General features: G+C 68.3%; 25 protein-coding genes and 5 pseudogenes. 22 read left to right on the forward strand and 8 right to left on the reverse strand.

Features of this window, described 5'->3' with window-relative positions; all coding sequences use genetic code 11:
* Positions 1-31: 31 nt before the first annotated feature.
* The 9 genes and pseudogenes from ACUDAL_RS01425 (at position 32) to ilvD (ending at position 6,841) form a co-directional block, all read left to right on the forward strand.
* Complete coding sequence (locus ACUDAL_RS01425; protein ID WP_444679276.1) at positions 32-988, forward strand: CmpA/NrtA family ABC transporter substrate-binding protein; 957 nt, start codon at positions 32-34, stop codon at positions 986-988.
* 32 nt (positions 989-1,020) lie between these two features.
* Positions 1,021-1,365, forward strand: coding sequence for a hypothetical protein (locus tag ACUDAL_RS01430; RefSeq protein ID WP_444676865.1), 345 nt, complete (start codon positions 1,021-1,023; stop codon positions 1,363-1,365).
* Positions 1,366-1,370: 5 nt separating this feature from the next.
* Complete coding sequence (locus ACUDAL_RS01435; protein WP_444676866.1) at positions 1,371-1,868, forward strand: ABC transporter permease; 498 nt, start codon at positions 1,371-1,373, stop codon at positions 1,866-1,868.
* A gap of 1 nt (position 1,869) precedes the next feature.
* Positions 1,870-2,400 (forward strand): ABC transporter ATP-binding protein, encoded by a 531-nt coding sequence (locus ACUDAL_RS01440; protein ID WP_444676867.1) that lies wholly within the window; start codon positions 1,870-1,872, stop codon positions 2,398-2,400.
* A complete protein-coding gene (locus ACUDAL_RS01445; protein ID WP_444676868.1) occupies positions 2,397-2,723 on the forward strand; it encodes a hypothetical protein in 327 nt (108 codons plus the stop codon). The genes ACUDAL_RS01440 and ACUDAL_RS01445 overlap by 4 nt, the downstream gene beginning before the upstream one ends.
* A gap of 139 nt (positions 2,724-2,862) precedes the next feature.
* Positions 2,863-3,312 carry a cyanase gene (gene cynS / locus ACUDAL_RS01450; RefSeq protein ID WP_444676869.1) on the forward strand — a complete coding sequence of 150 codons (450 nt, stop codon included), beginning with the start codon at positions 2,863-2,865 and terminating at the stop codon, positions 3,310-3,312.
* Between the two features lie 87 nt (positions 3,313-3,399).
* Positions 3,400-4,113 (forward strand): GAF domain-containing protein, encoded by a 714-nt coding sequence (locus tag ACUDAL_RS01455; RefSeq protein WP_444676870.1) that lies wholly within the window; start codon positions 3,400-3,402, stop codon positions 4,111-4,113.
* Entirely contained in the window at positions 3,996-5,159 is a 1,164-nt protein-coding gene (locus ACUDAL_RS01460; RefSeq protein WP_444679277.1) for a sigma 54-interacting transcriptional regulator, read from the forward strand. Before ACUDAL_RS01455 ends, ACUDAL_RS01460 begins: the two co-directional genes overlap by 118 nt.
* Positions 5,156-6,841: pseudogene (gene ilvD / locus ACUDAL_RS01465) on the forward strand (dihydroxy-acid dehydratase). The gene ACUDAL_RS01460 and the pseudogene ilvD overlap by 4 nt, the downstream one beginning before the upstream one ends.
* A 98-nt stretch (positions 6,842-6,939) precedes the next feature.
* Here ilvD and ACUDAL_RS01470 read toward each other — a convergent pair.
* The 4 genes and pseudogenes from ACUDAL_RS01470 to ACUDAL_RS01485 form a co-directional block, all read right to left on the reverse strand.
* Positions 6,940-8,124: a molybdopterin dinucleotide binding domain-containing protein gene (locus ACUDAL_RS01470; protein WP_444676871.1), complete on the reverse strand. Its 1,185-nt coding sequence runs from the start codon at positions 8,122-8,124 to the stop codon at positions 6,940-6,942.
* A gap of 760 nt (positions 8,125-8,884) precedes the next feature.
* Positions 8,885-10,033: pseudogene (locus tag ACUDAL_RS01475) on the reverse strand (molybdopterin-dependent oxidoreductase); the annotation flags it as partial.
* Positions 10,026-11,165, reverse strand: a complete 1,140-nt coding sequence (gene nrfD, locus ACUDAL_RS01480; protein ID WP_444676872.1) for an NrfD/PsrC family molybdoenzyme membrane anchor subunit — start codon at positions 11,163-11,165, stop codon at positions 10,026-10,028. The pseudogene ACUDAL_RS01475 and the gene nrfD, both read right to left, overlap by 8 nt.
* A 57-nt stretch (positions 11,166-11,222) precedes the next feature.
* Complete coding sequence (locus ACUDAL_RS01485; RefSeq protein WP_444676873.1) at positions 11,223-11,807, reverse strand: 4Fe-4S dicluster domain-containing protein; 585 nt, start codon at positions 11,805-11,807, stop codon at positions 11,223-11,225.
* A gap of 29 nt (positions 11,808-11,836) precedes the next feature.
* Here ACUDAL_RS01485 and ACUDAL_RS01490 point away from each other — a divergent pair, with 29 nt between their 5' ends.
* Positions 11,837-12,154 (forward strand): hypothetical protein, encoded by a 318-nt coding sequence (locus ACUDAL_RS01490; RefSeq protein WP_444676874.1) that lies wholly within the window; start codon positions 11,837-11,839, stop codon positions 12,152-12,154.
* Positions 12,155-12,301: 147 nt separating this feature from the next.
* Here ACUDAL_RS01490 and ACUDAL_RS01495 read toward each other — a convergent pair whose 3' ends face one another.
* Positions 12,302-12,481: a hypothetical protein gene (locus ACUDAL_RS01495; RefSeq protein ID WP_444676875.1), complete on the reverse strand. Its 180-nt coding sequence runs from the start codon at positions 12,479-12,481 to the stop codon at positions 12,302-12,304.
* Positions 12,482-12,718: 237 nt separating this feature from the next.
* Between ACUDAL_RS01495 and lhgO the strand changes: the two genes are divergently transcribed.
* The 6 genes and pseudogenes from lhgO (at position 12,719) to ACUDAL_RS01525 (ending at position 19,433) form a co-directional block, all read left to right on the forward strand.
* Positions 12,719-13,915, forward strand: a complete 1,197-nt coding sequence (lhgO, locus tag ACUDAL_RS01500; RefSeq protein ID WP_444676876.1) for an L-2-hydroxyglutarate oxidase — start codon at positions 12,719-12,721, stop codon at positions 13,913-13,915.
* A 181-nt stretch (positions 13,916-14,096) separates the two neighbouring features.
* A pseudogene (locus tag ACUDAL_RS01505) lies at positions 14,097-15,053 on the forward strand (TAXI family TRAP transporter solute-binding subunit).
* Between the two features lie 91 nt (positions 15,054-15,144).
* Positions 15,145-15,573 (forward strand): DUF1850 domain-containing protein, encoded by a 429-nt coding sequence (locus ACUDAL_RS01510; RefSeq protein WP_444676877.1) that lies wholly within the window; start codon positions 15,145-15,147, stop codon positions 15,571-15,573.
* A 10-nt stretch (positions 15,574-15,583) separates the two neighbouring features.
* Positions 15,584-17,619: pseudogene (locus tag ACUDAL_RS01515) on the forward strand (TRAP transporter permease).
* 113 nt (positions 17,620-17,732) lie between these two features.
* On the forward strand, positions 17,733-18,254 hold the full coding sequence (gene purE, locus ACUDAL_RS01520) for a 5-(carboxyamino)imidazole ribonucleotide mutase (protein WP_444676878.1): 522 nt from the start codon (positions 17,733-17,735) through the stop codon (positions 18,252-18,254).
* 39 nt (positions 18,255-18,293) lie between these two features.
* Positions 18,294-19,433: a 5-(carboxyamino)imidazole ribonucleotide synthase gene (locus tag ACUDAL_RS01525; RefSeq protein ID WP_444676879.1), complete on the forward strand. Its 1,140-nt coding sequence runs from the start codon at positions 18,294-18,296 to the stop codon at positions 19,431-19,433.
* Positions 19,434-19,495: 62 nt separating this feature from the next.
* On the opposite strand, the gene ACUDAL_RS01530 is transcribed toward ACUDAL_RS01525, so the two are convergent.
* Together ACUDAL_RS01530 and ACUDAL_RS01535 are read right to left on the reverse strand one after the other, a co-directional pair.
* Positions 19,496-20,422, reverse strand: a complete 927-nt coding sequence (locus ACUDAL_RS01530) for a PhoX family protein (protein WP_444676880.1) — start codon at positions 20,420-20,422, stop codon at positions 19,496-19,498.
* Positions 20,419-21,516, reverse strand: a complete 1,098-nt coding sequence (locus ACUDAL_RS01535) for a PhoX family protein (RefSeq protein ID WP_444676881.1) — start codon at positions 21,514-21,516, stop codon at positions 20,419-20,421. Before ACUDAL_RS01535 ends, ACUDAL_RS01530 begins: the two co-directional genes overlap by 4 nt.
* Before the next feature lie 219 nt (positions 21,517-21,735).
* On the opposite strand from ACUDAL_RS01535, the gene ACUDAL_RS01540 reads away from it, so the two are divergent.
* From ACUDAL_RS01540 to ACUDAL_RS01565, 6 genes are all read left to right on the forward strand, one after another.
* Positions 21,736-22,425 (forward strand): ferric reductase-like transmembrane domain-containing protein, encoded by a 690-nt coding sequence (locus ACUDAL_RS01540; protein WP_444676882.1) that lies wholly within the window; start codon positions 21,736-21,738, stop codon positions 22,423-22,425.
* Complete coding sequence (locus ACUDAL_RS01545) at positions 22,365-22,757, forward strand: hypothetical protein (RefSeq protein ID WP_444676883.1); 393 nt, start codon at positions 22,365-22,367, stop codon at positions 22,755-22,757. Before ACUDAL_RS01540 ends, ACUDAL_RS01545 begins: the two co-directional genes overlap by 61 nt.
* Positions 22,754-23,029 carry a hypothetical protein gene (locus ACUDAL_RS01550; protein ID WP_444676884.1) on the forward strand — a complete coding sequence of 92 codons (276 nt, stop codon included), beginning with the start codon at positions 22,754-22,756 and terminating at the stop codon, positions 23,027-23,029. Before ACUDAL_RS01545 ends, ACUDAL_RS01550 begins: the two co-directional genes overlap by 4 nt.
* The gene (locus ACUDAL_RS01555; RefSeq protein WP_444676885.1) at positions 23,026-23,421 is read left to right on the forward strand and encodes a cytochrome b5 domain-containing protein; all 396 of its coding nucleotides are present in this window, start codon (positions 23,026-23,028) and stop codon (positions 23,419-23,421) included. The genes ACUDAL_RS01550 and ACUDAL_RS01555 overlap by 4 nt, the downstream gene beginning before the upstream one ends.
* 111 nt (positions 23,422-23,532) lie before the next feature.
* Positions 23,533-24,588, forward strand: coding sequence for a PAS domain-containing protein (locus ACUDAL_RS01560; protein WP_444676886.1), 1,056 nt, complete (start codon positions 23,533-23,535; stop codon positions 24,586-24,588).
* 35 nt (positions 24,589-24,623) lie between these two features.
* Positions 24,624-25,949, forward strand: coding sequence for a putative bifunctional diguanylate cyclase/phosphodiesterase (locus tag ACUDAL_RS01565; protein ID WP_444679278.1), 1,326 nt, complete (start codon positions 24,624-24,626; stop codon positions 25,947-25,949).
* Here ACUDAL_RS01565 and ACUDAL_RS01570 read toward each other — a convergent pair.
* Positions 25,875-26,670 (reverse strand): annotated as a pseudogene (locus tag ACUDAL_RS01570) (TraX family protein). The gene ACUDAL_RS01565 and the pseudogene ACUDAL_RS01570 sit on opposite strands and share 75 nt — an antisense overlap.
* Positions 26,671-26,783 lie beyond the last annotated feature (113 nt).

Consider the following 26,783-nt stretch of genomic DNA (forward strand, 5'->3'; position numbering starts at 1 on the left):
CGTCTCGCTGATCAAGAGCTCGGGCTGGGCCCTGGTGCGCGACCAGATGCTCAACGGCGAGCTGGACGCCTCCCACTTCCTGGCGCCCATGCCGCTGGCCATCTCCCTGGGGCTCGGCTCGTCGCGCCAGGCCATGCGAGTGGCCACCATCCAGAACACCAACGGCCAGGCCATCACCCTGGCCATGAAGCACAAGGACAACCGCGACCCGCGCAACTGGAAGGGCTTCCGCTTCGCCATCCCCTTCGAATACTCCATGCACAACTTCCTGCTGCGCCACTACCTGGCCGAGCACGGCCTCGACCCGGACAACGACGTGCAGCTCAGGGTCACGCCGCCCCCGGAGATGGTGGCCAACCTGCGCGCCGGCAACATCGACGGCTTCCTGGGGCCGGACCCCTTCAACCAGCGCGCCGTCTACGACCAGATCGGCTTCCTGCACCTGCTGACCAAAGAGATCTGGAACGGCCACCCCTGCTGCTCTTTCGGCATGTCCGAGGCGTTCATCCAGGAGAATCCCAACACCTTCGCCGCCCTCTACCGGGCGGTGCTCAATGCCTCCGCCATGGCCCGGGATCCGGCTAATCTCGGCACCATCGCCGAGGCGATCTCCACCCCCAGCTACCTCAACCAGCCGGAGATCGTCATTCGCCAGGCGCTGACCGGGCGCTACGCCGACGGCCTGGGCGGCATCCAGGACCAGCCCGACCGCTCCGGCTTCGAGCCGATGCCCTGGTACGGCATGGCGACCTGGATGCTCACCCAGATGAAGCGCTGGGGCTACCTGAAGCAGGAGGTGGACTTCAAGGCGCTGGCCGAGGAGGTGTTCCTGATGACCGACGCCAGACGCCAGATGGCGGAGCTCGGCATGGCCGAAGCGGAGCAGGCGCCGCTGGATGGCTATCCCAGCTTCGAGATCATGGGCCGCACCTTCGACCCCCACCGGGCCGACGAGTATTTGCAGAGCCAGCTGCTGTCGCGGGCCTAAGCCCGATAGCCGACTGAATCGAGGATGACACTATGGACAAGACACTGAAACTGCGCGCCGGGCTGCTCTCGTGCCTGCTGCTGCTGGTGCTGGTCGGCATCTGGCATGCGGTGACCCAGGCGCCCGCCGCCGGTGGTGGCGAGGCGCTGGACCCGGAGTACGCGATGCTGATGGGGCTCTCCGCGGAGAGCGAACGCAGCTCCGGCTTTCCCACCCCGGGCGAGTTCGCCTCCAGTGCCCTAGGCCACCTGGCCAGCCCCTTCTACGACAACGGTCCTAACGACAAGGGCATCGGCATTCAGTTGGCCCACTCTCTATGGCGGGTAGCAGCCGGCTTCCTGCTGGCCATGGCAGTAGCAATTCCCTGGGCTTCGTGATTGGCATGTCGCCGCTGCTCTACCAGACCCTTAACCCCTTCATTCAGGTGCTCAAGCCGATCTCGCCGCTGGCTTGGATGCCAATCGCGCTTTACACCATCAAGGACTCCACCATCTCGGCAATTTTCGTGATCTTCATCTGCTCCATCTGGCCGATGCTGGTCAACACTGCCTTCGGTGTGGCGGGGGTACGCAAGGACTGGCTGGACGTGGCGCGCACCTTGGAGGTGAACCCCCTGCGAAAGGCCTTCCGCGTGGTGCTGCCTGCCGCGGCGCCCACCATCATCACCGGCATGCGGATCTCCATGGGCATCGCCTGGCTGGTCATCGTCGCTGCCGAGATGCTAGTGGGCGGGACTGGGATTGGCTACTTCGTATGGAACGAGTGGAACAACCTGTCGCTGAACAACGTGATCTTCGCGGTCCTGATGATCGGCCTGATCGGCATGCTGCTTGACCTGATGTTTGCCCAACTGCAGAGGAAGGTGACCTATGTCGAATGATGTGAAAGACAGCAAAGTGCCCTTCGTCAAAGTGGAAGGCCTGACCAAGCAGTATCGCAGCGATCTGCCGCCGGTGTTCGAGAATGTGAGCTTTTCTATCCACAAGGGTGAGTTCATCTGCATCATCGGCCACTCGGGATGCGGCAAGAGCACCATCCTCAATGCCCTGGCCGGCCTGGAGCAGGCCAGTTGTGGGGGCATCGTGATGGACGGCAAGGAGGTGGATGGCCCTAGCCTCGACCGCGGCGTGGTTTTCCAGAGCCATGCGCTGCTGCCCTGGCTCAGCGTGGAGGAAAACATTGCCTTTGCGGTGCGCTCCCGCCATCCGGGGTGGTCGCGCAACCGGGTGGCCGAGCACGGCGCCCGCTTCCTAAAGATGGTGGGGCTGGTGGGGGCGGAAAAGAAGAAGCCCACGGAGCTCTCCGGCGGCATGAAGCAGCGGGTGGGCATCGCCCGGGCCTTCGCGGTGGAGCCGAAGATGCTGCTGATGGACGAGCCCTTCGGCGCCTTGGACGCGCTGACCCGGGGGTGATCCAAGATGAGCTGCTCAGGATCTGCGCCGATACTCGCCAGACAGTCTTCATGATCACCCACGACGTGGACGAGGCGATCCTGCTGGCCGACAAGATCCTGCTGATGAGCAACGGCCCTCGGGCCCATATCGCCGAGATCGTCATCAATACGCTGCCCAGGAGCGGCAGCGCGAGACAATACACCACGACCCCCAGTTCTACCGGCTGCGCAACCACCTGGTGGACTTTCTGGTGCACCGCTCGAAGAAGCTTCAGGAGACGCGGGACCTCAAGTCCGCCTACGGCGAGCCCAAAGTGGTGCGGCCGGGGCTCGACTCCCTGAAGGTTGTCGCCTCCCGGGATGATGAGCCGCCGACGAATACACCCCGCCGCACTGCGGCAGGCCCGGCCTGAGGCGGGGAAGTTCCCGCTCGGCCCCTTTTACGCAGTACCTCTCGATTAGCGATCAGGAGAACGACCCTATGATTACCGACCGCAAGCAAGTTACCGAGATGATCCTCTCCGCCAAGGTGAGCAAGGGCGTGAAGTGGGGTGACGTGGCTCAGGCCGTGGGCCTGAGCAAGGAGTGGACCACCGCCGGATGCCTCGGCCAGATGACCTTCAACAAGCAGCAGGCCGAGGTGCTGGGCGAGATCTTCGACCTGCCCGACGAGGCGGTGGCCTGGTTGCAGGTGGTGCCCTACAAGGGATCGCTGCCTTCCGAAGTACCCAGCGACCCGCTGATTTACCGCTGGTACGAGGTGGTCAGCGTTTACGGCACCACCATCAAGGAGCTGATCCATGAGGAGTTCGGTGACGGCATCATGAGCGCCATCGACTTCGCCATGGACATTCAGCGCGAGGAGAATCCCAACGGCGACCGGGTCAAGGTGGTGCTGTCGGGCAAGTTCCTGCCCTACAAGAGCTACTGAGCCGGCGTCGACCAGAGAACAGGCGCTGTGAGGCGCGATGCCTTGCCCCCGGCCCGGCCGGGGCACCTGCGTTGCGGGAGGAGCGACATGGAGAGGGAGTGCGAGACGGAGACAGGCCGGGTTTCGCGGCAGCGGAGCGGACGCCGGGCCGAGGAGCCCGACAGCGAGCGCTCTCCCGCCTTCTGGCGGGCCCAGGAGATGCTGCTGCTGCAGCAGGTGATGGCGCTGGCGGGGCGCAAGACGGACCCGGGGCCGGCGCTCCAGGAGATGCTGCACCTGCTGTCGGAGCTGCTGGGACTCAACCGGGGGCGGATCGTGCTGCTGGACGCGGCGGGCCGCCACGGCGAGATCCGCTACGCCTACGGGCTGACCCGGGAGGAGGTCTCCCGGGGCCGCTACGGGCTCCACGAGGGGATCACCGGTCGGGTGCTGGCCACCGGCCAGCTGATGGTCTGCCAGAACATCGACCGCGACCCGCTCTTTCTGGGGCGGATGGTGGCGCGCAGCCGGCTGCCGGAGGGCCCGGTCTCCTTCATCGCCCAGCCGATCCGGGTGGCCGAGCGCACCCTGGGGGTGCTGGCCTGCCACCGGATACGGCGCCGCCCGCGCCCCTGGCGGATGACCTGCAGATGCTCAAGCTGCTGGCGGCCTATGCCGGCCAGCTGCTGCAGCTGCACGCCCAGATGCAGGCGCGCACCGAATCCCTCCGGCAGCAGAACCGGCTGCTCTCCCGGGCGCTGGCTTCCAGCGCCAGCCGCTACGGCATCGTCGGCAGCTCCCCGCGGCTGCTCCAGGCGGTAACGGAGCTCGAGCAGGTCTCCGACTCCACCGCCAGCGTGCTGCTGCTGGGGGAGTCGGGCACCGGCAAGGAGCTCTTCGCCCGGGCCCTGCACCTGGCCAGCCCGCGGCGGGAGGCGCCCTTCATCAAGGTCAACTGCGCGGCGATTCCGGAGACCCTGTTCGAGTCCGAGCTCTTCGGCTACGAGAGGGGCGCCTTCACCGGCGCCCAGTCGCTGCGCCAGGGCTCCTTCGAGCAGGCCGACGGCGGCACCCTCTTTCTCGATGAGATCGGCGAACTGCCCCTGGCCATGCAGACCAAGCTGCTGCGCACCCTGCAGGAGGGGTCGATCACCCGGCTGGGCGGCAAGAGTGAACTCGCCATCGACGTGCGTCTGGTGGCGGCCACCAACCGCCACCTCGAGGAGGAGGTGGCCCGGGGCGCCTTCCGCCAGGACCTCTACTACCGGCTCAACGTCATCCCGATCCGGCTTCCCTCCCTGGCCGAGCGCAGCGGCGATATCCCGGCCCTGGCGCTGCACCACCTAAACCGGATCAACCAGGCCAACCAGCGCAACGTCCACCTCACCGGCGGGGCGCTGGAGCGCCTGCAGGCCTACCCCTGGCCGGGCAATATCCGCGAGCTGGGCAACGTGATCGAGCGCATGGTGCTGCTGACCGATCGGGCGGCCCTGGAGGCGGAGGACGTGGAGCGCTTCCTCCCCGGGGAGCAGGAGATGGCGGCCGGGGCGCCGGGGGAGGTGCCGCGGGCGGGCCGCTGCCGGGGGAGGGCGGGGGCCCTTTCCGGGCGCCACCGCGACGGTCGCCGACGTACGCCCCTATGTGCCGGCCACCTCCCACAGCCCCGAGGCGCTCTGCCACGCCCTGCGGCGCAGCGGGGGCAACAAGACCCGTGCCGCCCAGCTGCTGGGGCTGACGCCTCGCCAGTTCAGCTACCGCTGGAACAAGCTGGGGCTCGCCGACTAGCCAGGCCGGCGGCTATGGACAGCCCGGGGCTCGAGGTCCACCCTCTGAGGGTTACCCCATCTTCACAAGGAGCCCCGCCATGAGCGACACCCCCAAGGACCCCCGCCGCCGCCACTCCGCCAAGGTGGTGGACGGCCCCGGGAAGGCGGCCAGCCGCGCCATGCTGCGCGCGGTGGGCTTTCGTGATGAGGACTTCGCCAAGCCCCAGGTGGGCATCGCCTCCACCTGGAGCATGGTCACGCCCTGCAACAGCCACATCAACGAGCTGGCCGAGCACGCCCGGGACGGCGCCGACGCCGCCGGCGGCAAGGGGTGATCTTCAACACCATCACCATCTCCGACGGCATCGCCAATGGCACCGAGGGCATGAAGTATTCGCTGGTCTCCCGGGAGGTGATCGCCGACTCCATCGAGACGGTGGCCGGCTGCGAGGGCTTCGACGGCCTGGTGGCCATCGGCGGCTGCGACAAGAACATGCCGGGCTGCCTGATGGGGCTGGCGCGGCTGAATCGGCCGAGCGTCTTCGTCTACGGTGGCACGATCCTGCCCGGCAAGGGCCACACCGATATCGTCTCGGTGTTCGAGGCCATGGGCGCCCACAGCCGCGGCGACATCGACCTGATCGAGCTCAAGCAGATCGAGGAGACGGCGATCCCCGGGCCGGGCTCCTGCGGTGGCATGTACACCGCCAACACCATGGCCTCGGCCATCGAGGCGCTGGGCATGAGCCTGCCGGGCAGCTCTGCGCAGAACGCCGTCTCCAACGACAAGCGCGAGGACTGCGAGGCGGCGGGGGCGGCGGTGCTCGCGCTGCTCGAGCGCGACATCAAGCCCTCCGACATCATGACCCGGGAGGCCTTCGAGAACGCCATCACCGTGGTGATCGCGCTGGGCGGCTCCACCAACGCGGTGCTGCATCTGATCGGCATGGCGCGCACCGTCGGGGTGGAGCTCGCCCTGGAGGACTTCACCCGCATCGGCAAGCGCGTGCCGGTAGTGGCGGACCTGCGCCCCAGCGGCCACTACATGATGAGCGAGCTGGTCGCCATCGGCGGCATCCAGCCGCTGATGAAGACCCTGCTCGACGCCGGCCTCTTGCACGGCGACTGCCTGACGGTGACCGGGAAGACACTCGCCGAGAACCTGGCCAATGTCGCCACTTATCCCGATGACCAGAAGATCATCGCGGCGCTGGATGCGCCCCTCAAGGCGGAGAGCCACCTGCGCATCCTCTTCGGCAACCTGGCCCCGGAGGGGCGGTGGCCAAGATCACCGGCAAGGAGGGCACCCGCTTCTCCGGCACCGCCCGGGTGTTCGGCTCCGAGGAGGAGGCCCAGGCGCGCATCAACGACGGCACCGTGGTGGCCGGCGACGTGGTGGTGATCCGCTACGAGGGGCCAAGGGGCGGGCCCGGCATGCGCGAGATGCTCACCCCCACCTCGGCGATCATGGGCCGGGGGCTCGGAGACTCGGTGGCGCTGATCACCGACGGGCGCTTCTCCGGCGGCAGCCACGGCTTCGTGGTGGGCCACGTCACGCCGGAGGCCTTCGACGGCGGCCCCTGGCCCTGGTGGAGGATGGCGACCGGATCACCATCGACGCCGAGGCCGACACCATCGACGTCGACCTCTCCGACGAGGAGCTTGCGCGCCGTCGCGCCGCCTGGCAGCAGCCGGCGCCGCGCTACGCTCGCGGGGTGCTGGCCAAGTACGCGAAGACCGTCAGCTCCGCCAGCACCGGGGCGGTCACCGACGCCTTCGACTGAGCCCGCGCCGAGGCTGAGAGGGTCGCCAACGACAGCGCCCCCGCCGGTTTCCCGGCGGGGCGCTCTGCCTTGCAGTGGTGGATCCAGGCGCGGCTGGCTCAGGCCCTGCTGACCCTCACCGGCAGGCCCTGGCGCACGCTGGCGCCGCTGATGGGCTCCAGCCAGGTGCCGTCCACGTTGCGGGTCGGATCCCGGAAGCCCAGGTCGTTGATGTTGATGCCGGCCCGCAGCCAGGGCATGTCGGGCTGGGACTCGCCGTCGATCACATGCGGCGTGGCACCGAGATCCCGGTGGCCGTAGCCGTGCTCGATGCCGAGCGACCCCGGCATCACGCTCTCGCTGACCAGCGCCAGGCCCACCACGCTGCCGCCGGGGCTCTCGATGCGGATGGTATCGCCGTGGCTGATGCCGTAGCGCTCGGCGTCCTCGCGGTGCATCTGCACCGGGTTGTAGGGCTTGATCATGCGCAGCCGCTCGTTGCCGATGGCGTAGGAGTTCATCAGGTTGGACTTGAACGAGAAGGCGAGCAGCGGCCATTCGTCCTCGGGGAACACCTCGCGCATGGTCTGCTGGTTGGCCAGCAGCGGCAGGCTGTGGCCGGGCACGCCGCGGTTGGGCTTGCCGCTCATGGTGTCGATGCTGGTGCCCACCACCTCGTTGTAGACGCACAGGGTCCGACGCCAGGCGTTGGTCAGCCGCTCGCCCCGGAAGTGGTCGCTGGCGTCCTGGAAGCGTCCGCCGCGGGCGTAGAGGTAGGCCACCCGACCGCGCTCCTCTTCCTTGAGGGTGCGCTCGAGGCGCGGCAGCAGCAGGGCCAGCCCGGCGTGGGCGATGTCGCTCTCGTCGGCCTCGGGCAGCGGCTCGTCCATGTAGGCGATGTTGGCCGCGGCGCGCAGGTAGTAGTCCTCGGCGCGGTTGAGCGGGTGGAGGTGGCCGTCGGCATCCGGGATCGCCTCGTCGCCGAAGCCGGCGAGGCCCAGGCGCTTGGCCACGGCGATGAAGAAGCTGTCCATGGAGACCGGCTCGCCCTCGGCGGTCTTCTGCTGGCGCGGTTCCACCACCGGCCAGCAGGCGGTGGTCAGCCGGCCCAGCGTGCCCTTCCAGGCGCCGGTGAAGCCCCACACCTCGTACATCACCGAGTCGGGCACGATGTAGTCTGCGTAGCGGTTGGTCTCGTTGATGAAGCCGTCCACGGCCACGAAGAGCCCCAGGCGCTTCGGGTCCTTGAGCTTGTCGACGATCATCGCCTCGAGCCCGGCCTGGCCGTAGATGGGGTTGGCCATGCAGCCGATCAGTGCCTTGATCGGGTAGGGGTAGCCGTCCAGCGCCGAGGGCAGGTGCTCGGTGAGGGTGGGCAGGGCGAAGGAGCGCCACGGCGCCTTGGCCGGGTAGGGTTCTCGCCGGCCTCGACCTTGCGGCGGTACTCCGAGGAGCGCTCGTAGGGGAAACGCGAACGGGAGAGAAAGACCCCTGGGGGCCGCGCTTGCCGGGGAAGTCCACGAGATCGTAGCGGGGGCCCTGGCTGAAGCCGTTGAACTGGCCGCCGCCCACGGCGCTGCCGCCCTTCATGTTGTAGTTGCCGGCCAGCAGGTTGAGCATCTGCACCGCGAAGGCGGCGTAGAAGCCGTTGCCGGACATCATGCCGCCGTGGCAGTTGACCACGGCGCGGCGGCCGTGGCTGGCGTAGCGTTCGGCCAGCTCGACGATGGTGGCCTCGGGGATGCCGCAGTGCTCGGCGTAGGTGGCCAGGTCGTACTCGTTGGCCGACTCCCGCAGCAGGGTCATGCTGCTCTTCACCCGCACGGTGGCGCCATCGGCAAGTTCCACCTCGCGCTCCACGAAGAGCTCGGCGGCCATCGCCTCCTCGCCGTGAACGAGCTCGCCGTCGATCACCACCAGCGGGGCATCGGCGTCGCTTCCGGCCTCGGCCAGGCCCAGGTCGCTGGCCATCAGGAAGTGGCCGCGGCGGGGGTGGTCCTGGGTGTCGATCACCAGATGGGTGGCGTTGGAGTGGGTGGCCTCGCCGGCGGCGTCCGCGGCAGCCTTGCCGGGCAGCTCGAGGAACGCCCGGGCATAGCCCTCGTTGTCCAGCAGCCACTGGATGATGGCCATGGCGAAGGCGCTGTCGGTGCCGGGGCGGATCGGCACCCAGCGGTTGTGGTCGGCGGCGTGGGAGGCGGCGGCGTTCAGCGCCGGGTCCACCACCACGTACTCCAGGGTGCCCTCGGCGCGCGCCTTGGCGATCAGCCGGCCCTGGCGCTTGAAGGGGTTGCCCGCCTGGCTCGGCGCGGTGCCGATGTACATGATGAAACTGGCGTTCTGGATGTCCGGCTTGACGTGGGCGTTGGCGCCCAGGTCGTTCATCACCGCCCCGGAGCCCATGCGGAAGGCCAGGCCGCAGTAGGAGCCGTGGTGGCCGTAGTTGCGGGTGGCGAAGCCGTTCAGCGTGAAGCGCTTGAGCAGCTCGGAGCGGCCGTAGTCGGTGGCCTCCATCACCATCAGCTGGTTGGCCTTCGGGCCGTACTCCGGGTTCTCCGGGTCGATCAGGGTGTCGTGGTCGTGGATGGCGCGCAGGCCGTCCACGTGGCCCTCGCCGAACAGGTCGCCGCCCTCGCAGATCTCCTCGATCAGCTGCTCGAAGGAGATCTTCTGCCACTGGCGAGCGCCGCGCTCGCCCACCCGCTTGAGGCAGTGGTCGATGCGGAAGGGGCTCTCCAGCTGGCTCATCATGGCGTCGCCGCGGGCGCAGGCGGTGGAGCGGTTGACCTGGCCCTGGCCGCCGTAGGCGCTGACGTGGCGCAGCGCCTCGGCCACCGGGGTGCGCATGGGCAGGTGGTCGTCGGCGGAGAGCGGGTGGTAGGGGTTGCCGGAGACGCGCAGCACCCGGTCGCTCTCGTTGTCGACGCGTACCCTCACGCCGCACTGGGTGGTGCAGCCGTAGCAGATGGTGAAGGCGGTGCGCTGGTCCGGGTTGAGGGTGAGCTCGCCGCTGTCGAGGTCGACCCGGTACTCCGGCGCCAGGGAGTTGCCGTGGATCGGGTGCTTCGGCGTCTCGCCGGCGCTGCCGGTCACGCCCTTGGCCATCTTGGCCAGGGGGTCGGAGTAGCCGGCAACGAAGGTGGCGGCACCGCCGGCGGCGACGGCACCCTTCATGAAGCGGCGGCGTGAGGTATCGACGGGGGACTTAGCCATGGCGGGGCGCTCCTTCCATGTTGTGTGCAGCGCGTTGGGCGTCGGACTGTGCGGGGCTGTCTGAGCTGTCCGAGAGTGAGACGTCGGCGGCGCTGCCGCCCTGGCGCGCCTGGCGCCAGGGGATCAGCAGGTCGATCACCAGAGCCGCGGCAAGCCACAGGCCGAAGGTGCCGACGATGCCGAGGATGCCGGAGGAGCCGGCGGGGATGCCGTAGTGGTGGAAGCCGGCGCTGTTGCGGGCCACGTGCTGCACGTCCATCAGCACTACCCAGCGGAACATCCAGCCCATGTGGATGGCCACCAGGCCCAGCACCCAGGCCCAGGTGAAGAGGGCCGGGCGGCGGGCGGCGGGGCGGGTAAGCAGGAAGAGCACGGCGCCGAACAGGGCCACCCCGGTCAGGCCGCCCCAGAGGGCGGTGCTGCGCCAGGCGGGGCTTGCACGCACCGAGTCGAGCGCCGCGGCCACCGAGCCGACGTTGGCGTTGATGCCGTCCAGGAACCAGCTGCCGGCGACGAGGCCGGCCACCAGGCAGGCGCCCAGCAGCACCCTGAGCATCTGGCCGATGGTGGCCTGGTCACGCAGGCCGCTGACCCGGTTGAGCACCAGGGTCAGGCCGGCGGCGGCGATAAAGCCGGTGGCGACCAGCATCGGCGGCAGCCAGACGGTGTTCCACAGCGGGCGCGCCTTGACCACGGCAAGCTCGGCGCCGGTATAGAGCATGATGCCGGTGGAGAGGGCGAGGGTGCCCAGGCCCACCAGCACCAGCGCCGCGCGCGGGGTAGGGGCGGCACCGAACGCCAGCAGGCGGGCGGCGAGGCCGGCCAGGCCGGGTGCCTGGCGGCTGGCCTGCAGCGCCGGGCGCCAGGCCAGCCAGGCGAGCAGCAGCACGCCCACCACGTAGAGCGGCAGCAGCAGGCTGCCGATGGACATCCAGGAGCTCGAGGTGGCGTAGGCGTAGAAGTGCCAGAAGCGCAGCGGCTGGTGCAGGTCGGCGAGCAGCGCCACCGGGGCCACCAGGGTGGTGGTCAGGCAGGCCAGCATGGCCAGGCGCGCGGTGGGTAGCCAGCGCTGCTTGCCGAACACCAGCGCCGGGGCCGCCAGCCACAGGGTGGCGTAGGAGAGCGCGATCAAAAGAAGTACTGCACCGCCCAGGGGTACCAGGCGATGGCGTAGCGGGGCGCGAGCAGCTCAATGGCCATGGAATTCATAACCCATCTCCTTGCCGTGGGGGTCGAGGACTTCCAGGGCCACCGGCTCGGCGAGCGGGCGCGTGATGAAGCGCTCGTCCATGCCGAGGTAGAAGACCTGGGGCAGGGTGTTCTTTTCAGGCTGCAGCACCATCAGCGCGTCGCGGTGCTCCGCGATCATGCGGCTGATCTGGCTTTCCGGGTCGCGCATGTCGCCGATGATCCGCGCGCCGCCCACGCAGCTCTCCACGCAGGCCGGCAGCAGGCCGGCTTCCAGGCGGTGGGCGCAGAACGTGCACTTGTCGGCGGTCTGGGTCCTGTCGTTGATGAAGCGGGCGTCGTAGGGGCAGGCGTTGACGCAGTAGGCGCAGCCCACGCAGCGGTCGCTGTCCACCACCACGATGCCGTCCTGCTGCTGGTAGGTCGCCTGGACCGGGCAGACCGGCACGCAGGGCGGGTTCTCGCAGTGGTTGCACAGGCGCGGCAGCATGAAGGTGGCAAGCTCGCCGGTCTCCTGATGCTCCACCTCGTACTGGGAGACGGTGGTGCGGAACTTGCCCAGGGGGCGTCGTTCTCGATATGGCACGACACGGTGCAGGCCTGGCAGCCGATGCATTGGCGCAGGTCGATGAGCATGCCGTAGCGCTTGGTGGGGTCGCCTTCTCGGCGGGGCGGCTGGCTGTTGATGCCGGCGCTGGCAACGCTCGAAAGCGGTATCAGGGCGGCACCCGCGCTGAGGCGAGCGAGCTGGCCGAGAAGGAGCGGCGAAGGTGGTCCATGGCGCCTCCGGTGGCCTGGGTGTCGCGGGGGATCGCCCCGCGGCGGGATAAGAGGGTGACACCGGAAAGCCTACCTGCGACCAAGGTCGAGGGGCTTGATATGCATCAAGATATGCATCAAGAGATCATTAGCATGCTCTTAATGCTGGCGTAATGTTTGCGCAAGTGGCTGGCAGGCAAGGGAAAGCAGGGAAGAAAAAGAGAGGCGGAAAAAGAGCAGAAAGTGTTCCTGAGGCTCGCAACGCATCACGCCCCGCCGGTGACCCGGCAGGGCGTGACAGGAGATGGGGGTGCGGCGGCGTCAGTGGGCCGTCGGCTGGGGGTCGATGGTGCGGTAGAGCAGCTGCAGCTCCTCGACGGAGAGGTGCTCCAGGCGGCCGGAGAGCAGGTCGCTGACCTTCTGTGCCGGCAGGCCGGCGCGTCGGGCGATCTCTCGGCAACCGAGGTCGGAGACGGCAATCAGCCGAGTCACGATGCGCATGAGGCGTGTACGTTTTTCCAGGTCCCTGACGTCGAGGTCAGGGCTACTTCGCGGGGGTCCAGCTGATCCGCGGCTTGGGGGTGACGTGCAGTACTCATGGTGCTCCAGTGGGCGGTTGCGATAGCCACACTATGGGGGCTCTTCGGTGATTTTGCCAGTGTCGATTCCATGATGCTTTCGTGGCATGGTTCGACAGGGCCGTGAAGGTCCGGTGACCCACGCGGCGAGCGAGACAAGATGCACGATTTCATCATTGTCGGCGGCGGCATCCTGGGGATGTCCACCGCCATGCAGCTCAAGCAGGCCTACCCGGAGCGGCGCATGCTGCTGCTGGAGAAGGAGGCCGAGCCGGCCATGCACCAGACCGGCCACAACAGCGGCGTGATCCACGCCGGGGTCTACTACACCCCGGGCAGCCTCAAGGCGCGCTTCTGCCTGGCCGGCAACCGGGCCACCGTCGAGTTCTGCGAGGCCCACGGCATTCCCTACGACACCTGCGGCAAGCTGCTGGTGGCCACCAACGACCTGGAGATGGAGCGCATGAAGGCGCTCTGGGAGCGCACCGCGGCCAACGGCCTCGAGCGCGAGTGGCTCTCCGCCGAGGCGTTGGCCGAGCGCGAGCCCAATATCACCGGGGTCGGCGGCATCTTCGTGCCCTCCAGCGGCATCGTCGACTACGCCGCGGTGACCCGCGCCATGGCCGCCGAGTTCGAGCGGATGGGCGGCGAGATCCGCTACGGTTGCGAGGTGACGGGCCTCGAGGAGCGAAGCCGCGAGGTGGTGGTAAGCAGCAGTGGAGGCGAGTTCACGGGGCACTATCTGGTGACCTGCTCGGGGCTGATGGCCGACCGGGTGATCCGCTTGCTGGGCCAGGACCCGGGCTTCACCATCTGCCCCTTCCGCGGCGAGTACTACCGGCTGCCGGCGAAGCACAATGCCATCGTCAACCACCTGATCTATCCGATTCCCGATCCCTCCATGCCCTTCCTGGGCGTGCACCTGACGCGGATGATCGACGGCAGCGTCACCGTGGGCCCCAATGCGGTGCTGGCGCTCAAGCGCGAGGGCTACCACAAGCGCGATATCTCGCTCACCGACATGGCGCGGATGTTCACCAACCCGGGCATCCTCAAGGTGCTGGGCAGGAACCTGCGCCCGGGCCTGGTGGAGATGAAGAACTCCCTCTACAAGCGGGGGTATCTGGAGCTGGTGCGCAAGTACTGCCCGAGCCTGACCCTCGAGGACCTCGAACCCTGGCCGGCCGGGGTGCGCGCCCAGGCGGTCTCCCGGGACGGCAGGCTGGTGGACGACTTCCTGTTCGTCAACACCCGGCGCACCCTCAACGTGGGCAATGCCCCGTCGCCCGCGGCGACCTCGGCTATTCCCATCGGTGCCCATATCGTCGAGCAGGTGAAGGCGCTGGTGGAGGAGTGAAGCGACGGGGCTCCCGGGAGCCGGCGCAGGCGACCTTGGTGCAATTGCCGAAAAAACTGAAAACGTAGAAATATGGCCATTGGTCTCTCACGCAGGGGCCATGCTAGCTTTGCTGCAGGCGCTTTCCCATCCGCGTCGACAACAACCACACAACAAACGGGTTTCAGCCCGGAGGATTGCCATGAACGCCATGAAGTATGCCGTCGCCGCCTCGCTGCTTGCCGCGGCCCGCTGGCCGCGGCCCAGCAGCTCTCCATCGCCACCGGCGGCACCGGCGGCACCTACTACCCCTGGGCGGCGGCCTGGCTGAGATGATCAACAGCCACATCGAGGGCGCCAGCGCCGTGGCCGAGGTCACCGGGGCCTCGGTGGAGAACATGGGCCTGGTGTGGCGCGGCGACTCCGACATCGCCTTCGCCCTGGCCGATACCGTCTACCAGGCCTACCACGGCACCGGCGACTTCGAGGGTCGCCAGCTCGACAACATCCGCGCCCTGGCCTCCGTCTACCCCAACGCCGTGCAGCTGGTCACCCTGGCCGACTCCGGCATCGAGTCCCTGGAGGACCTGCGCGGCAAGCGCGTCTCGGTGGGGGCGCCGGGCAGCGGCACCGAGCTCAACGCCCGGGCGGTGCTGGAGGCCAACGGCATCAGCTACGATGACTTCACCCCCAGCGGCTCAACTTCAACGAGACCGCCGACGCCATCCGCGACGGCGACATCGAGGCCGGCTTCTGGAGCGTGGGGCCGCCCACCAGCTCCATCCTCAACCTGGCCACCACCCGGGATATCCGCCTGATCGGCCTCTCCGACGAGGAGGTCGAGAGCGCCCGGGAGGCGGAGCCGGTGTTCGCCGCCTATGACCTGCGTGCCGGCCTCTACGAGGGCATGGACGAGGCCGTGCAGACCATCGGTATTCCCAACGTGCTGGCGGTGAGCAGCGAGATGGACGAGGAGCTGGCCTACCAGATCACGAAGATGCTCTTCGAGCAGACCGATGAGCTGATCGCGGTGCACCCGGCGGCCAACGACACCACCGTGGAATTCAGCGTCAACTCCACGCCGGTCGCCTTCCATCCCGGCGCCCTGCGCTACTACGAGGAGATCGGCGCCGAGGTCCAGGACCACCAGCGTCCCTGACCCCGGGCACGCCGATGCCTGCCCTGATCCATGACCGCAGCCGCCGAGCCCTCGGGCCGGCGGCGCTTCTGCTCAGCCTGCTCTTCACACCGTGGCCCTGGCCGGCGGCGAGGGGTGGCTGGAGGTCACCGCGGAGCATGGTCGGATGATCGCCTCCCTGCCGGTGCCCGAGGGCGAGGCCTGGTGCCTGGAGTGGAACCACTCCGTGGCCGGCTTTCCCGTGCTGGACTGCTATCGCCACCGCGAGGGACTGATGGTGCTGGAGCGCAGCCACCTGCCGGACTTCGCCGCCGGCCTCGACCATATTCCCGGTCGCGGGCGGCAGGTCTCCGACGGGGAGGGCGGCTACTGGATCGAGGGGCTCGACGAGCCGGTGCCCGGCAACCGCTATCGCCTCCGGGTCGGCTCCCCGGAGGTCAACCATCGACTGCTGCACGAGGGCCGCCGGCTCAGCCTGAGCGACCAGGCCGCCGGCGAGCGGGTGACGATCCACCTGCGCACCTCGGCAGCCACTCCCTGACGAGACGCCCATGAGCGAATCCGCCAAGCCCGCCGCCACTGCGCCCGAGGTCACCGTGCCTGGGGGAGGCGCCATCCAGGCGCGCCCCATCCTCTGGCTGATCACCCTGGTGGCCGTAGGCCTCTCCCTGTTCCAGCTCTACTCCGCCGGTATCCAGCCCCTGGGGCTCTTCTACCAGCGCAGCATCCACCTGATGCTGATCATGCTGCTGGCCTTCCTGATCTTCCCTGTGTTCGGCCCGCATCGAAAGCGCGGCATGCTGGGCTGGGCCCTCGACTGCCTGTTTCTGGCCGGCGCCCTGCTGACCGGCGGCTACCTGGTGTTCTACCTGGACGAGATCTTCCGCCGCGCCGGCTTCTGGAGCCAGACCGACATCCTGGTCGGCTGCATCGCCGTGGTCACCGTGCTGGAGGCGAGCCGCCGGGCGGTGGGACTCGGCATGACCATCATCGGCGCCGTGGCCATCCTCTACGCCTTCGCCGGCCCCCGGGGCGAGCTGCCCTGGCTGGGCCAGTTCCTGCCCGGCATCCTGGAGCACCGCGGCTACAACATCGACCGGGTGGTCGGCCAGCTCTACCTGGGCCAGGAGGGGATCTTTGGCCTGCCCTGGGGGTGGCGGCCACCTATATCTTCATCTTCGTGCTGTTCGGCGCCTTTCTCGAGAGCACCGGTGCCGGCAAGTTCTTCATCGACCTGGCCTATGCCGCCACCGGGCGCCAGCGCGGCGGGCTCGCCAAGGCGGCGGTCATCGCCTCCGCCGGCATGGGCTCCATCTCCGGCAGCGCCATCGCCAACGTGGTGACCACCGGTGCCTTCACCATCCCGCTGATGAAGCGCCTGGGCTACCAGCCCAAGCAGGCCGGGGGCATCGAGGCGGCGGCCTCCACCGGCGGGCAGATCATGCCGCCGCTGATGGGCGCCGGGGCCTTCCTGATCGCCGAGTACACCGGCGTCTCCTACCTGGAAGTCGTCAAGGTCAGCGTGCTGCCGGCGATCATGTACTTCGCCACCGTCTACCTCTTCGTGCATATCATCGCCCTCAAGCAGGGCATGCAGGGCATGGCCCGAAGCGAGCTGCCCCAGGTGCGCGAGGTGATGAAGGAGGGCTGGCACTTCCTGCTGCCGCTGGGCGTGCTGGTGTGGCTGCTGGTGATGCACATGTCGCCCATGCGGGTGGGCTTCTACGCGGTGGTGACCATGCTGGCCGTGGCGGCGCTGCGCTACGCCATCTGGTTCCTGTTCGTCGCCCCGCGCCAGGGCGAGAAGGTGACCCTGGCCCGGGTAGGGGCCGTGGTCTGGGCCGGCTGGGTGAAGCTGGTGCAGGGCCTCGAGCTCGGCGCCCGCAACGCCGTGGCGGTCTCCATGGCCTGTGCGGTGGCGGGGATCATCGTCGGCATCGTCGGCCTCACCGGCCTGGGGCTGAAGTTCTCCGCCATGATGCTGGCCTTCTCCGGCGGCAATATCGTGCTGGCGCTGCTGCTGGTGCTGCTGGCCAGCCTGGTGCTGGGCATGGGGCTGCCGGTCACCGCCAGCTACATCGTGCTGATCGTGCTGGTGGGCCCGGCGCTGACCGCCGAGTTCGGCATTCCGCTGCTGATCGCCCACCTGGTGGTGTTCTGGTATTCGCAGGACTCCAACGTCACGCCGCCGATCGCCCTGGCCGGCTTCGCCGGGGCGGCCATCGCCGGCAGCAAGCCGATGGCCACCGGGGTGCAGGCGTGGAAGTTCGCCAAGGGGCTCTACCTGATCCCGGTGTTCATGGTGTTCAACCCCGAGATCATCATGGGCGGCCCGCTGCACGTGCTGGCCTGGAACGGGGTGATCGCGATACTCGCGCTCGGCGCCTTCGCCGCGGCGCTGGAGGGGTACCTCTTCACGCGCATGTCGTGGCTGCCGCGCATCGCGATATCCGGCGCCATCGTGGCGGTGTTCTACCCCAACTTCCTGGTCGAGGCGGTCGGCGTGGCGGTGATGATCGTCGCCATCGCTGCCAACTGGCTGGCCAGCCGGCGCGAGGTGGATGCCGCCGCGCCCGGGGCGGGCTGATCGCTACGGCCGCAGGCGCGGCCGCTTGCCCAGCTGGTCAAGATGACGGCGCCTGCGGGCGCCGTTAGAATACCTGCCCTTCGCCAACCAGCAGCATCACGGGGAACCGCAAAATGTCATCCAGCGAGCCGCCACGCGTAGGCGTGATCATGGGGTCGAAATCCGACTGGCCGGTCATGGAGCACGCCGTGGCGATGCTCGAACGCCTGGGCGTGGCCTACGAGACCCGCGTGGTCTCGGCGCACCGCACCCCGGACCTGCTGTTCGACTACGCCAAGAGCGCCGCCGGGCGCGGCCTGCAGGTAATCGTCGCCGGTGCCGGTGGGGCCGCCCACCTGCCGGGCATGGTGGCCTCGCAGACGGCGCTGCCGGTGCTGGGCGTGCCGGTGGAGTCCAAGGCGCTGAAGGGGCTCGATTCGCTGCTTTCCATCGTGCAGATGCCGGGCGGCATCGCCGTGGGCACGCTGGCCATCGGCAAGGCCGGGGCGACCAATGCCGGCCTGCTGGCGGCGCAGATCGTCGGCCTGCAGGATGCCAAGGTGCGTGCTGCCGTGGAGGCGTTTCGCGCCGAGCAGACCCAGACGGTGCTCGACAACCCCGATCCCCGGCCCGATCCGAGCCCTGCGGACGAATGAGCCGGCGCATCCATTGAGCCAGCGAGAGGAGAGAGCGACATGAATATCGGCGTACTCGGTGCCGGCCAGCTCGGCCGCATGCTGGCCCTGGCTGGCTACCCGCTGGGCAACCGCTTCACCTTCCTCGATACTACCGGCCACCCCAGCGCCGGGATCGGCGATGTCATGGTCTACACCGACCAGCATCACCTGCTCGACGACTTCCTGGCCAAGGTCGACCTGGTGACCTATGAGTTCGAGCACCTGCCCGTGGCACTGGTGCAGGCCATTGAGGAGGTCAAGCCGGTCTACCCCTCGAGCGAGGCGATCCGCATCTGCCAGAACCGCGCCGAGGAGAAGGCGCTGTTCGACCGCCTGGCCATTCCCACCCCCGCCTACCGCATCGTGGAGAGCGCCGAGGCGCTGGAAGCGGCGGCCCGCGAGCTGGGCACGCCGGTGGTGGCCAAGTCGGTCACCGAGGGCTACGACGGCAAGGGCCAGGCGGTGCTGCGCGACCCGGCCGAGGCGGCCGAGGCCTGGCGTTCGATCAATCACCCCAAGCTGATCGTCGAGGCCTTCGTCGACTTCGTGCGCGAGGTTTCGATCATCGCCGTGCGCGGCCGCGAGGGCGAGATGGCCTTCTACCCCATGGCCGAGAACCTGCACGTAGACGGCATCCTGCGCTATTCGCTGGCGCCGATGCCGGACCTCGACGAGGCAGTACAGCAGACCGCCGACGGCTATATTCGCGCGCTGCTCGACGAGCTCGACTACGTCGGCGTGCTGACCCTGGAGCTGTTCCAGACCCGTGACGGCAAGCTGCTGGCCAACGAGATGGCGCCCCGTGTGCACAATTCCGGCCACTGGACCATGGACGGCGCGGTGACCAGCCAGTTCGAGAACCACCTGCGCGCGATCCAGGGCCTGCCGCTGGGCGACACCTCGGCCCGCATGCCGACCTGCATGATCAACGTGATCGGCCAGGAGGGCGATCCGGCGGCCATACTCGCCATCTCCGACGCCCATCTGCACCGCTACGACAAGAGCGAGCGCCCCGGGCGCAAGCTCGCCCACGTCAACCTGCTGGCACCGACCCACGGCGAACTGCTGGAGAAAGTGCACGCCTGCGCCTGGCTGCTGCCCGAGGCGCCGGAGGCGCGCTTCAGCTTCGAGGACGCGTTCCGCCAGGGCAACCTGTAACACGGCAAGACGCAACGCAGCGGCCCCGCCATTGGCGGGGCCCGCTGTTTTTTTGCCCTCTCTTAGGCGCCGATGATACCGCCGTCCTCTCGGGTAATCACCAGCGTCGCCGAACGCGGAATGGCGCTGCCGCCGTCCGGCCAGTGGCTGACCAGCTCGCCCGCGGCGAACGCCTCGGCGCTGGTGGTGGCGCCGGGGTGCTGCACATTGACGAACATGGTGCGCTGGTCCGGGGTGGTGACCACGCCGGTGATCTCCTGGCCGATGGGGCCGGTCAGGAAGCGGCGGATCTCGCCGCTCTCGGGGTTGGCGACGAGCATCTGGTTGTTGCCGAACACCTCGTGGATGCCGGTGTTCATCACCGACTCGCTGATGTCGGTCTGGATCCACACGCGGCGATCGGGGTCGATCCACAGCCCGTCGGGGCTGGCAAAGATCGCCTCCTGGCCCAGCGGCTCACCGGCCAGGTCGCGCCCGCTATCCTGATCGCCGGCCAGCACGAAGATATCCCACGTGAAGTGCTCGGCGGCATGGGTGCCGTCCTCCTGCCAGCGAATGATGTGGCCGAAGTGGTTCTCGGCGCGCGGGTTGGCGGCGTCGAGCTGCGCTTCGCTGCGGCGGGTGTTGTTGGTCAGGGTGAAGTAGACCTGGCCGGTGGCGGGGTCGACGGCGCCCCACTCGGGGCGGTCCATCTTGGTGGCGCCGACATGGTCGGCGGCGCTGCGGGTGTTGACCAGGATGTCGGCCAGGTCGGTGAAGCCGTTCTCCGGCGTCAGGCCGTTCTGGCCCGGGGCCAGCGCCAGCCACTCGCCGCTGCCATCGTCGTTGAACCTGGCCACGTAGAGGGTGCCTTCGTCGAGCAGCGAGCCGTCGGAGCTGGCGGCCTGATAGGGGCGAGCCGAGACGAACTTGTAGATGTACTCGAAGCGGGCGTCGTCGCCGGAGTAGGCCACCACCGGCTGGCCTTCCACCGCCGGGGCAAAGATCACCCCTCGTGGGCGAAGCGGCCCAGGTGGGTGCGCTTGACCGGCGTGCTCTCCGGATCGAAGGGGTCGATCTCGACCATGTAGCCGAAGGCGTGGGGCTCGTTGCGGTAATCCTCGCTGGGCGAGGCGCCGTAGGAAGTGGCGTCGAAGCGTGCGAACTCGTCGGCGCCGCCCTGGGCGCGGTGCCATTGGTAGCGGCCTTCGGCGCGCGTCTCGATGCCGTAGCGGCTCTGGCGACGGTCGAGCTCGGCATCTTCGTTGGCGAAGTAGCCGGCCCAGTTCTCCTCGGCGGCCAGGTAGGTGTTCCACGGCGTGACGCCGTGGGCGCAGTTGTTCAGGGTGCCGCGGGTCATGCGGCCGTCGGGGCTGTACTTCGTTACCACGTGCTCGGTGCCCGCTACCGGCCCGGCCAGCTGCATCGGCGTGAGACCGGTGACCCGACGGTTGAGGCGATCCTCTACCACCTGCCACTGGCCGTCGTCGCCCTGGCGCACCCGCACCACCGAGACGCCGTGGGCGTTGAGCTCCTTGCGCACCTGGTCGGCATCGCGGGAACCGTCCTCGTGCTGCGGGAAGCCGTCGGCGTCCAGCGCCAGCCCGGCCGCCGCCCCGTGCAGGAAGCGCGGCTCGACGTATTCGTGGTTGAGCACCAGCAGGCCGTCGCGGGAACTGCCGTCGATGGCGAAGTAGTGCATGCCGTCATGGTGACTGCCGATCTGGTGCGCCTGGTCCTCGCCGCTGGCGTCCAGCGAGAAGGCCGGCATGCTGCCGCTGATCGGCGTGCCCCAGGGAATGAAGGCCTGCACCCGGTAGCCTTCCGGTACCACCACGCTGTCGCCGGTGCCGATCGGAATCGCCTGGAAGCCGAGACTGGGGCCGGGGAGACCGGTTCCCGCGGCCAGGGCGCGGCCGAAGGGCAGGCTGGCAGCCATCGCGCCAGCCACCGCCGCCGCCAGGCTGCCGCGCAGCAGCGTGCGGCGGCTCATGCGCGCCTCGAGGATATCGCCGAAGTAGGCATTGGCGGAGGGATTGCTCATCGGTTCGTCGCCGGCAGCAAGGATGGGGTCAACGCGGCCGGGATACTGGTGCTGGGTCATGGGCTTCTCGCATTCGTCGGCGGGTGTCGGATGACCACTATCCGCTGGCCATGTTGCATCGGCATGAACGAATGAAGGGAGTTTCATGACAGCTTTTTCAGGCGAGGGCATGGCGCTCTCATTGATGTAAGTCAAGGCTTGGTCAAACGGCGCCCTGGCCTGTTGCAGATGCAAACGAAGCGAAGAAACTGAAGCAAGATGCCCTGCCGGGAGAAGAGAATGCAATGGCCGCGTCGTGGTGGTGACCTGCTGCTGTGGATGCTGGTGGGGCTGCCGCTGGCAGCGGCGCTGCCGCGCCTGGGGATGCCCGAGGCTCGAGTCGAGTCTGCGCTGAGCTGGCTGGGCCATGCCAGCGGCATCCTGGCGCTGGCGCTAATGCTGTTGGCGGCCGCGGTAAGCCTGCGAGTGCCGGGCAGCGACCGCCCCTTCGGTGGGCTCACGCGGCTTTGGCGCGTTCATCACTGGCTGGGCTACTGGGCCTTCATCCTGGTGATGGTTCACGTGCTCGCCCTGGCACTGGCTGCGCTGCCGGTCTCGCTGGAAGCGGCGGTGGCGCTGTTGGTGCCGCCGCCGGTCCAGGTCGCCTTCTGGCTGGGCTGGCTTGCCTGGTTGGCCTTGGTGATCTTTCTTGCGCCTACCTTCGGCTTCTTTGGACGCCCCCACTACCAGCGCTGGAAGCGCCTGCATCTGGTCTCCGCTGTGGCGCTGCTGCTGGCGCTCGCGCATGCGCTGCCCTGGCCGGCGAGCGCTGGCCCTGGATCATGCTGGGATTCGCGGGGCTGTCGGCGGTGGCCTGGCGCAAGCTGCTGGCTGAGCGCTTGGGGCGCCGGTCGTATCGCGTCGAGGCGGTGCATCGCCTGGCCCGTGACGTGGTCGAGCTGGAGCTGGCCCCGGAAGATCGCCCGCTGATCCATGAGGCGGGCCAGTTCGTCTATCTGACGCCGCGGGATGGCACGCTGCAGGCGGGCTGCGGCGAGGAGCACCCCTACACCCTGGCCTCGGCGCCCCAGGCCAGCCACCTGCGTATCGGCATCAAGGATCTGGGCGACGCCAGCCATGCGCTGCAGACGGTCGCGCCGGGCAGCCGCGTCGAGCTCGAAGGGCCCTATGGCGGCTTCCTTCCGCAGCATCCGCCGCGGCGCAACGTGCTGTGGCTTGGCGGTGGCATCGGTATCACCCCTTCGTCAGCGCGGCGCGAGGCTTTGCCCAGGGCGCGGCGACCGACGGACGCCCCCACTTGATCTACCTGTGCGATGCGCCCGAGCGTGCCTACTACCTGGAGGAGCTGAGCCGGATCGCCAAAGCCCAGGGTGACTTTACCGTCACGCCGCACTACTACCGCCATGCCGGTGCCATGAGCGAGGCGTTCCTGCGTCAGCACTGCCCCGACTACCGCGAGCGCGAGGTCTATCTCTGCGGGCCTCCGGCCATGAGCGCCCATCTCGTCCGCCTGCTGCGCGACCACGGGGTGCCTGCCGCCCGCATTCACAGCGAGGTGTTCGATTTCCTATGAACAAGCTGGCCTATACCGTGTTCGTGGCCTTCATTGCCAGCATGCTCACGCTGATCGCCGTGCATCGGCTGGTGCCCGAGCAGGAGCCGGGCGACGGTGAGGCCCGTGCCGGCATCACTGCCGCTGAGCTTGCGCGGCATGACTCGGCGGCCAGCTGCTGGAAGGCCATCGACGGACAGGTCTACGATGTGACTGCCTATGTGGACGCCCACCCGACGGATCCGGAGGTGATCCTTGCCTGGTGCGGGCGCGACGCCACCGAGGCGTGGCGCAACAAGCGCCCCGGTGTGCCGCACAGCGCGCGCCCAGGCCCGTCTGCAGGCATATCGGGTTGGGCCTCTTGCCGAATAGGCCGGCCGGGAGGGGGCAGCCAAGGCAAGAAAGACCAGTAAGTCGAAACAAAGGGCGCTGATAAAAGAGTACATGCGCAAGGTCGCCAAAAGGCTCGGCTTTGCGCCATGATACTTGCCTGGGCATACAAAACCTTACATAGAGCCTTTCGCATGTCACTTTCGTTTCAGGGAAAGAACCGTCAGTTCGATGCCGCTCCGGTCGCCGTCCGTTCCTATCGACGTCAGCTCGTCGGCGAGCAGGTGTGTCTGCTCTATCAGCGCCTCTGGCAGCCCGTGCTATCCAGCGTGCTGGCGGCCGTACTGCTGGTGGCGACCATGTGGCCGATCATGCCCCCCAGCCACCTGCTGCTGTGGCTCTGCGCACTGATTCTGGCGTCCGGTGCCCGGCTGTGGCTGGCCAGGTGCTATCACCGCGAAGCGGCGAGCCAACGCCATCCCCGCCGCTGGTTGAGCCGCTTCGCCTGGGGTGTGGCCATTGCCGGCGGGCTGTGGGGCATGGCCGGTGCGACGATGTTCACCATGGAGCACCACGGTCAGCTCGCCGCACTCTCCATCGTGCTGGCCGGCATCGCCGCCGGCGGCGTCACGACGCTGTCGGCGGTGTGGTGGGTGGCGCCGCTGTTCGTGCTGCCGGCCATGCTGCCGCTGCTGGGCCACCTGCTGTGGCAGGGCACGCCGCCAGCCGCGCTGCTGGCCACCATGATTCTGCTGTTCATCGGCCTGGTGCTGGTGAGCAGCCGCCGGCTCAATCACATCATCACCGACAACCTGTCGCTGCGCCTGTTGGTGACCTCGCGCGAGAAGCAGCTGAGCGAGAGCGAGGCACGCTACCGTGCAATCTTCCGCCATACCCCGCTCGGGGTGATGCACTTCGACCGCCAGGGCACGGTGGTGGATTGCAACGAGATGTGCCTCGTTATCCTGGGAACCAGCCGCCAGCGGCTATTGGGCATCAACCTGCTGACTCAGCTCGAGGACGAGCGTGTGAGCAAGGCGGTACAAGATGCCCTGGAGAGCGGCACCGGCTATTTCGAGGGGACTTACCGCAACCTGGTCAGCGGCAAGAAGACCCCGCTGCGGGCTTTCTACAGCGCTCTGCGCAACGAAGCGGGCGAGGTGGTGGGCGGGGTGGCGATCATCGAGGATTTCACCGAGCGCAAGCAGGCCGAGGCGACGATTCACCGCCAGGCTTTTTTGATCCCCTGACCGAACTGCCCAACCGGCGGCTGCTGATCGAGACGCTGGCCTCCACCCTCCGCGACCGGCGCGACGATGGCCACCTGGGCCTGGTGATGTTCCTTGATCTCGACCGCTTCAAGATCATCAACGACACCCTGGGGCATGTCGTAGGCGACGAGCTGCTGCGCCAGGTGAGCCTGCGGCTGCTGCAGTGCATGAACGACGGTGAAATGGCGGCCCGCCTCAGCGGTGACGAATTCGTGGTGCTGCTGCCGCGGCTGAGCGGCGACCGCGAGGCCGAACTCGCGAAGGCCGAGGCGCTGGCCTTGCATCTGCTCGCGACCCTGCGTAAGGCCTACGACCTGCACGGCCAGCGCATCAGCGTCACCCCAAGCATCGGCTATACGCTGTTCCCGCTGGCCGACGAGGATGTGGGCGACGTGCTGCGCAATGCCGATACCGCGATGTACCAGGCGAAGATGAAGGGGCGCGCGCAGGTGTGCGGCTACGAGCCGGCGATGCAGGCCCAGATGGCCTGGCGGCTGGAAATGGAGCAGGCCCTGCGGCGCGCCCACCTGGAACGGCAGCTTGATGTGCACTTCCAGCCGCAGCTCGACCAAGACGGGCGGATCATCGGCGCCGAGGCGCTGATGCGCTGGGAGCATCCCGAGCAAGGCTGGGTGTCGCCGGAGGTGTTCATCGGCATCGCCGAGGAGAGCGATTTGATCGTCGAGCTGGAGTCGTGGCTGCTCGACCACTGCTGCGCGCTGCTGGCGCGGCTGCCCGAGACGGTGCTGCCGCGCCTGGCGGTCAACATCAGCGTTCGCCACTTCACCCAGCCGGGCTTCGTCGAGAGCGTCATGGCGGTGGTCGAGCGGCATGGTGTGGTGCCCTCACGGCTGGTCATCGAGCTGACCGAGAGCATCATGATCGATGGGCTCGGCGAAGCGGTGGAGCGCATGCAGGCGCTCAAGGCATTTGGCGTGCAGCTGGCGCTCGACGACTTCGGCACCGGCTTCTCCTCGCTGATGTACCTCAAGTGCCTACCGCTGGATGAGCTGAAGATCGATCGCAGCTTCGTCGGGCAGCTCGACACCGACGCAAGCGATGCCGCCATCGTCCAGACCGTGCTGGCCATGGCACAGCACCTGGGGATCGACGTGGTGGCCGAAGGGGTTGAGAACGCCGCACAGCTGGGCTTTCTTGCTTCGCGCGGCTGCAGGCGCTTCCAGGGCTTCCATTTCCACCGCCCGATGCCGGTGGCGGCCTTCGTACGCCTGCTGGGCGAGCCTGCCGCGCTTCGGGGCGTCGTGTCAGGCCAGCCCGCCGCTGGCCCACAGCCACAGGGCGATGAGGGCGAAGTGGCCGGGATACCAGCCCAGCCATAGCCGGCGGGGCATGACCAGCGGCACCGACGGGGCTAGGCGATGGGCGCCGGCGGCCAGCCACAGCACCACCAGGCAGGTGGCCACGGTGAACGACTTGGCCATGTCGGAGCTGTTCATCAACCCTGCTACCACCAGCACGGGGCCGCCAGCAGGGCGGCACCCAGACGCTGCTGCAGTGCCGGCCCGGCGGCGTGCAGCTGATGCATGGCCAGCATGAACAGCGGGATCAGCAGCAGGCCGCGATGCCCGTATTCCACCCAGTGCCCGGCTACCTGCCAGGCTGCCACCGAAAACACCAGGCCGAGCAGCAGGTGCAGGTCGGTGCCGCCCTGCTGCAGGCGGCCGAGCGCGTCGCGCAGCCAGGCCCCCAGGCCAGCCCCAGCGCCAGGGTGAAGCAGACGTTGAGAATGAAGGCATCGGAGGCGCGCGGCATCATCATGTAGGGCAGTTGCGCCACCAGGCCAATGATCAGGATGCGCCGGGCATAGCGCTGCGGATTGCGCGTGTTGAACAACCCATGCCAGGCCACCATGGCGGCAAACAGCGGGAAGGCGATGCGGCCCAGCGACGACCCGGCCCAGGCGAGGTCCAAGTGTCCGGGCAGCACATAGCGGGTCAGGTGATCAATGGTCATGGTGGCGAGCGCCAGCCATTGGCCCCAGCCGGTCCAGGTCGAAGTGGGGCGCTCAGGCAGCGCCATGGAGGTTGCCTGCAGGGTCATCATGACCTCCCTGTGATGATGACGCGTGATACGTCTCGTTGACCGGAGCGCTGCTCCGGGAGTTCCGCCGCCGTGCGCTGCGCTTGGCGAGGCGCCTTGCCGGTGGCAGGCTG

The sequence above is a fragment of the Halomonas sp. E19 genome (assembly GCF_052439355.1).
Lineage (GTDB): Bacteria > Pseudomonadota > Gammaproteobacteria > Pseudomonadales > Halomonadaceae > Halomonas.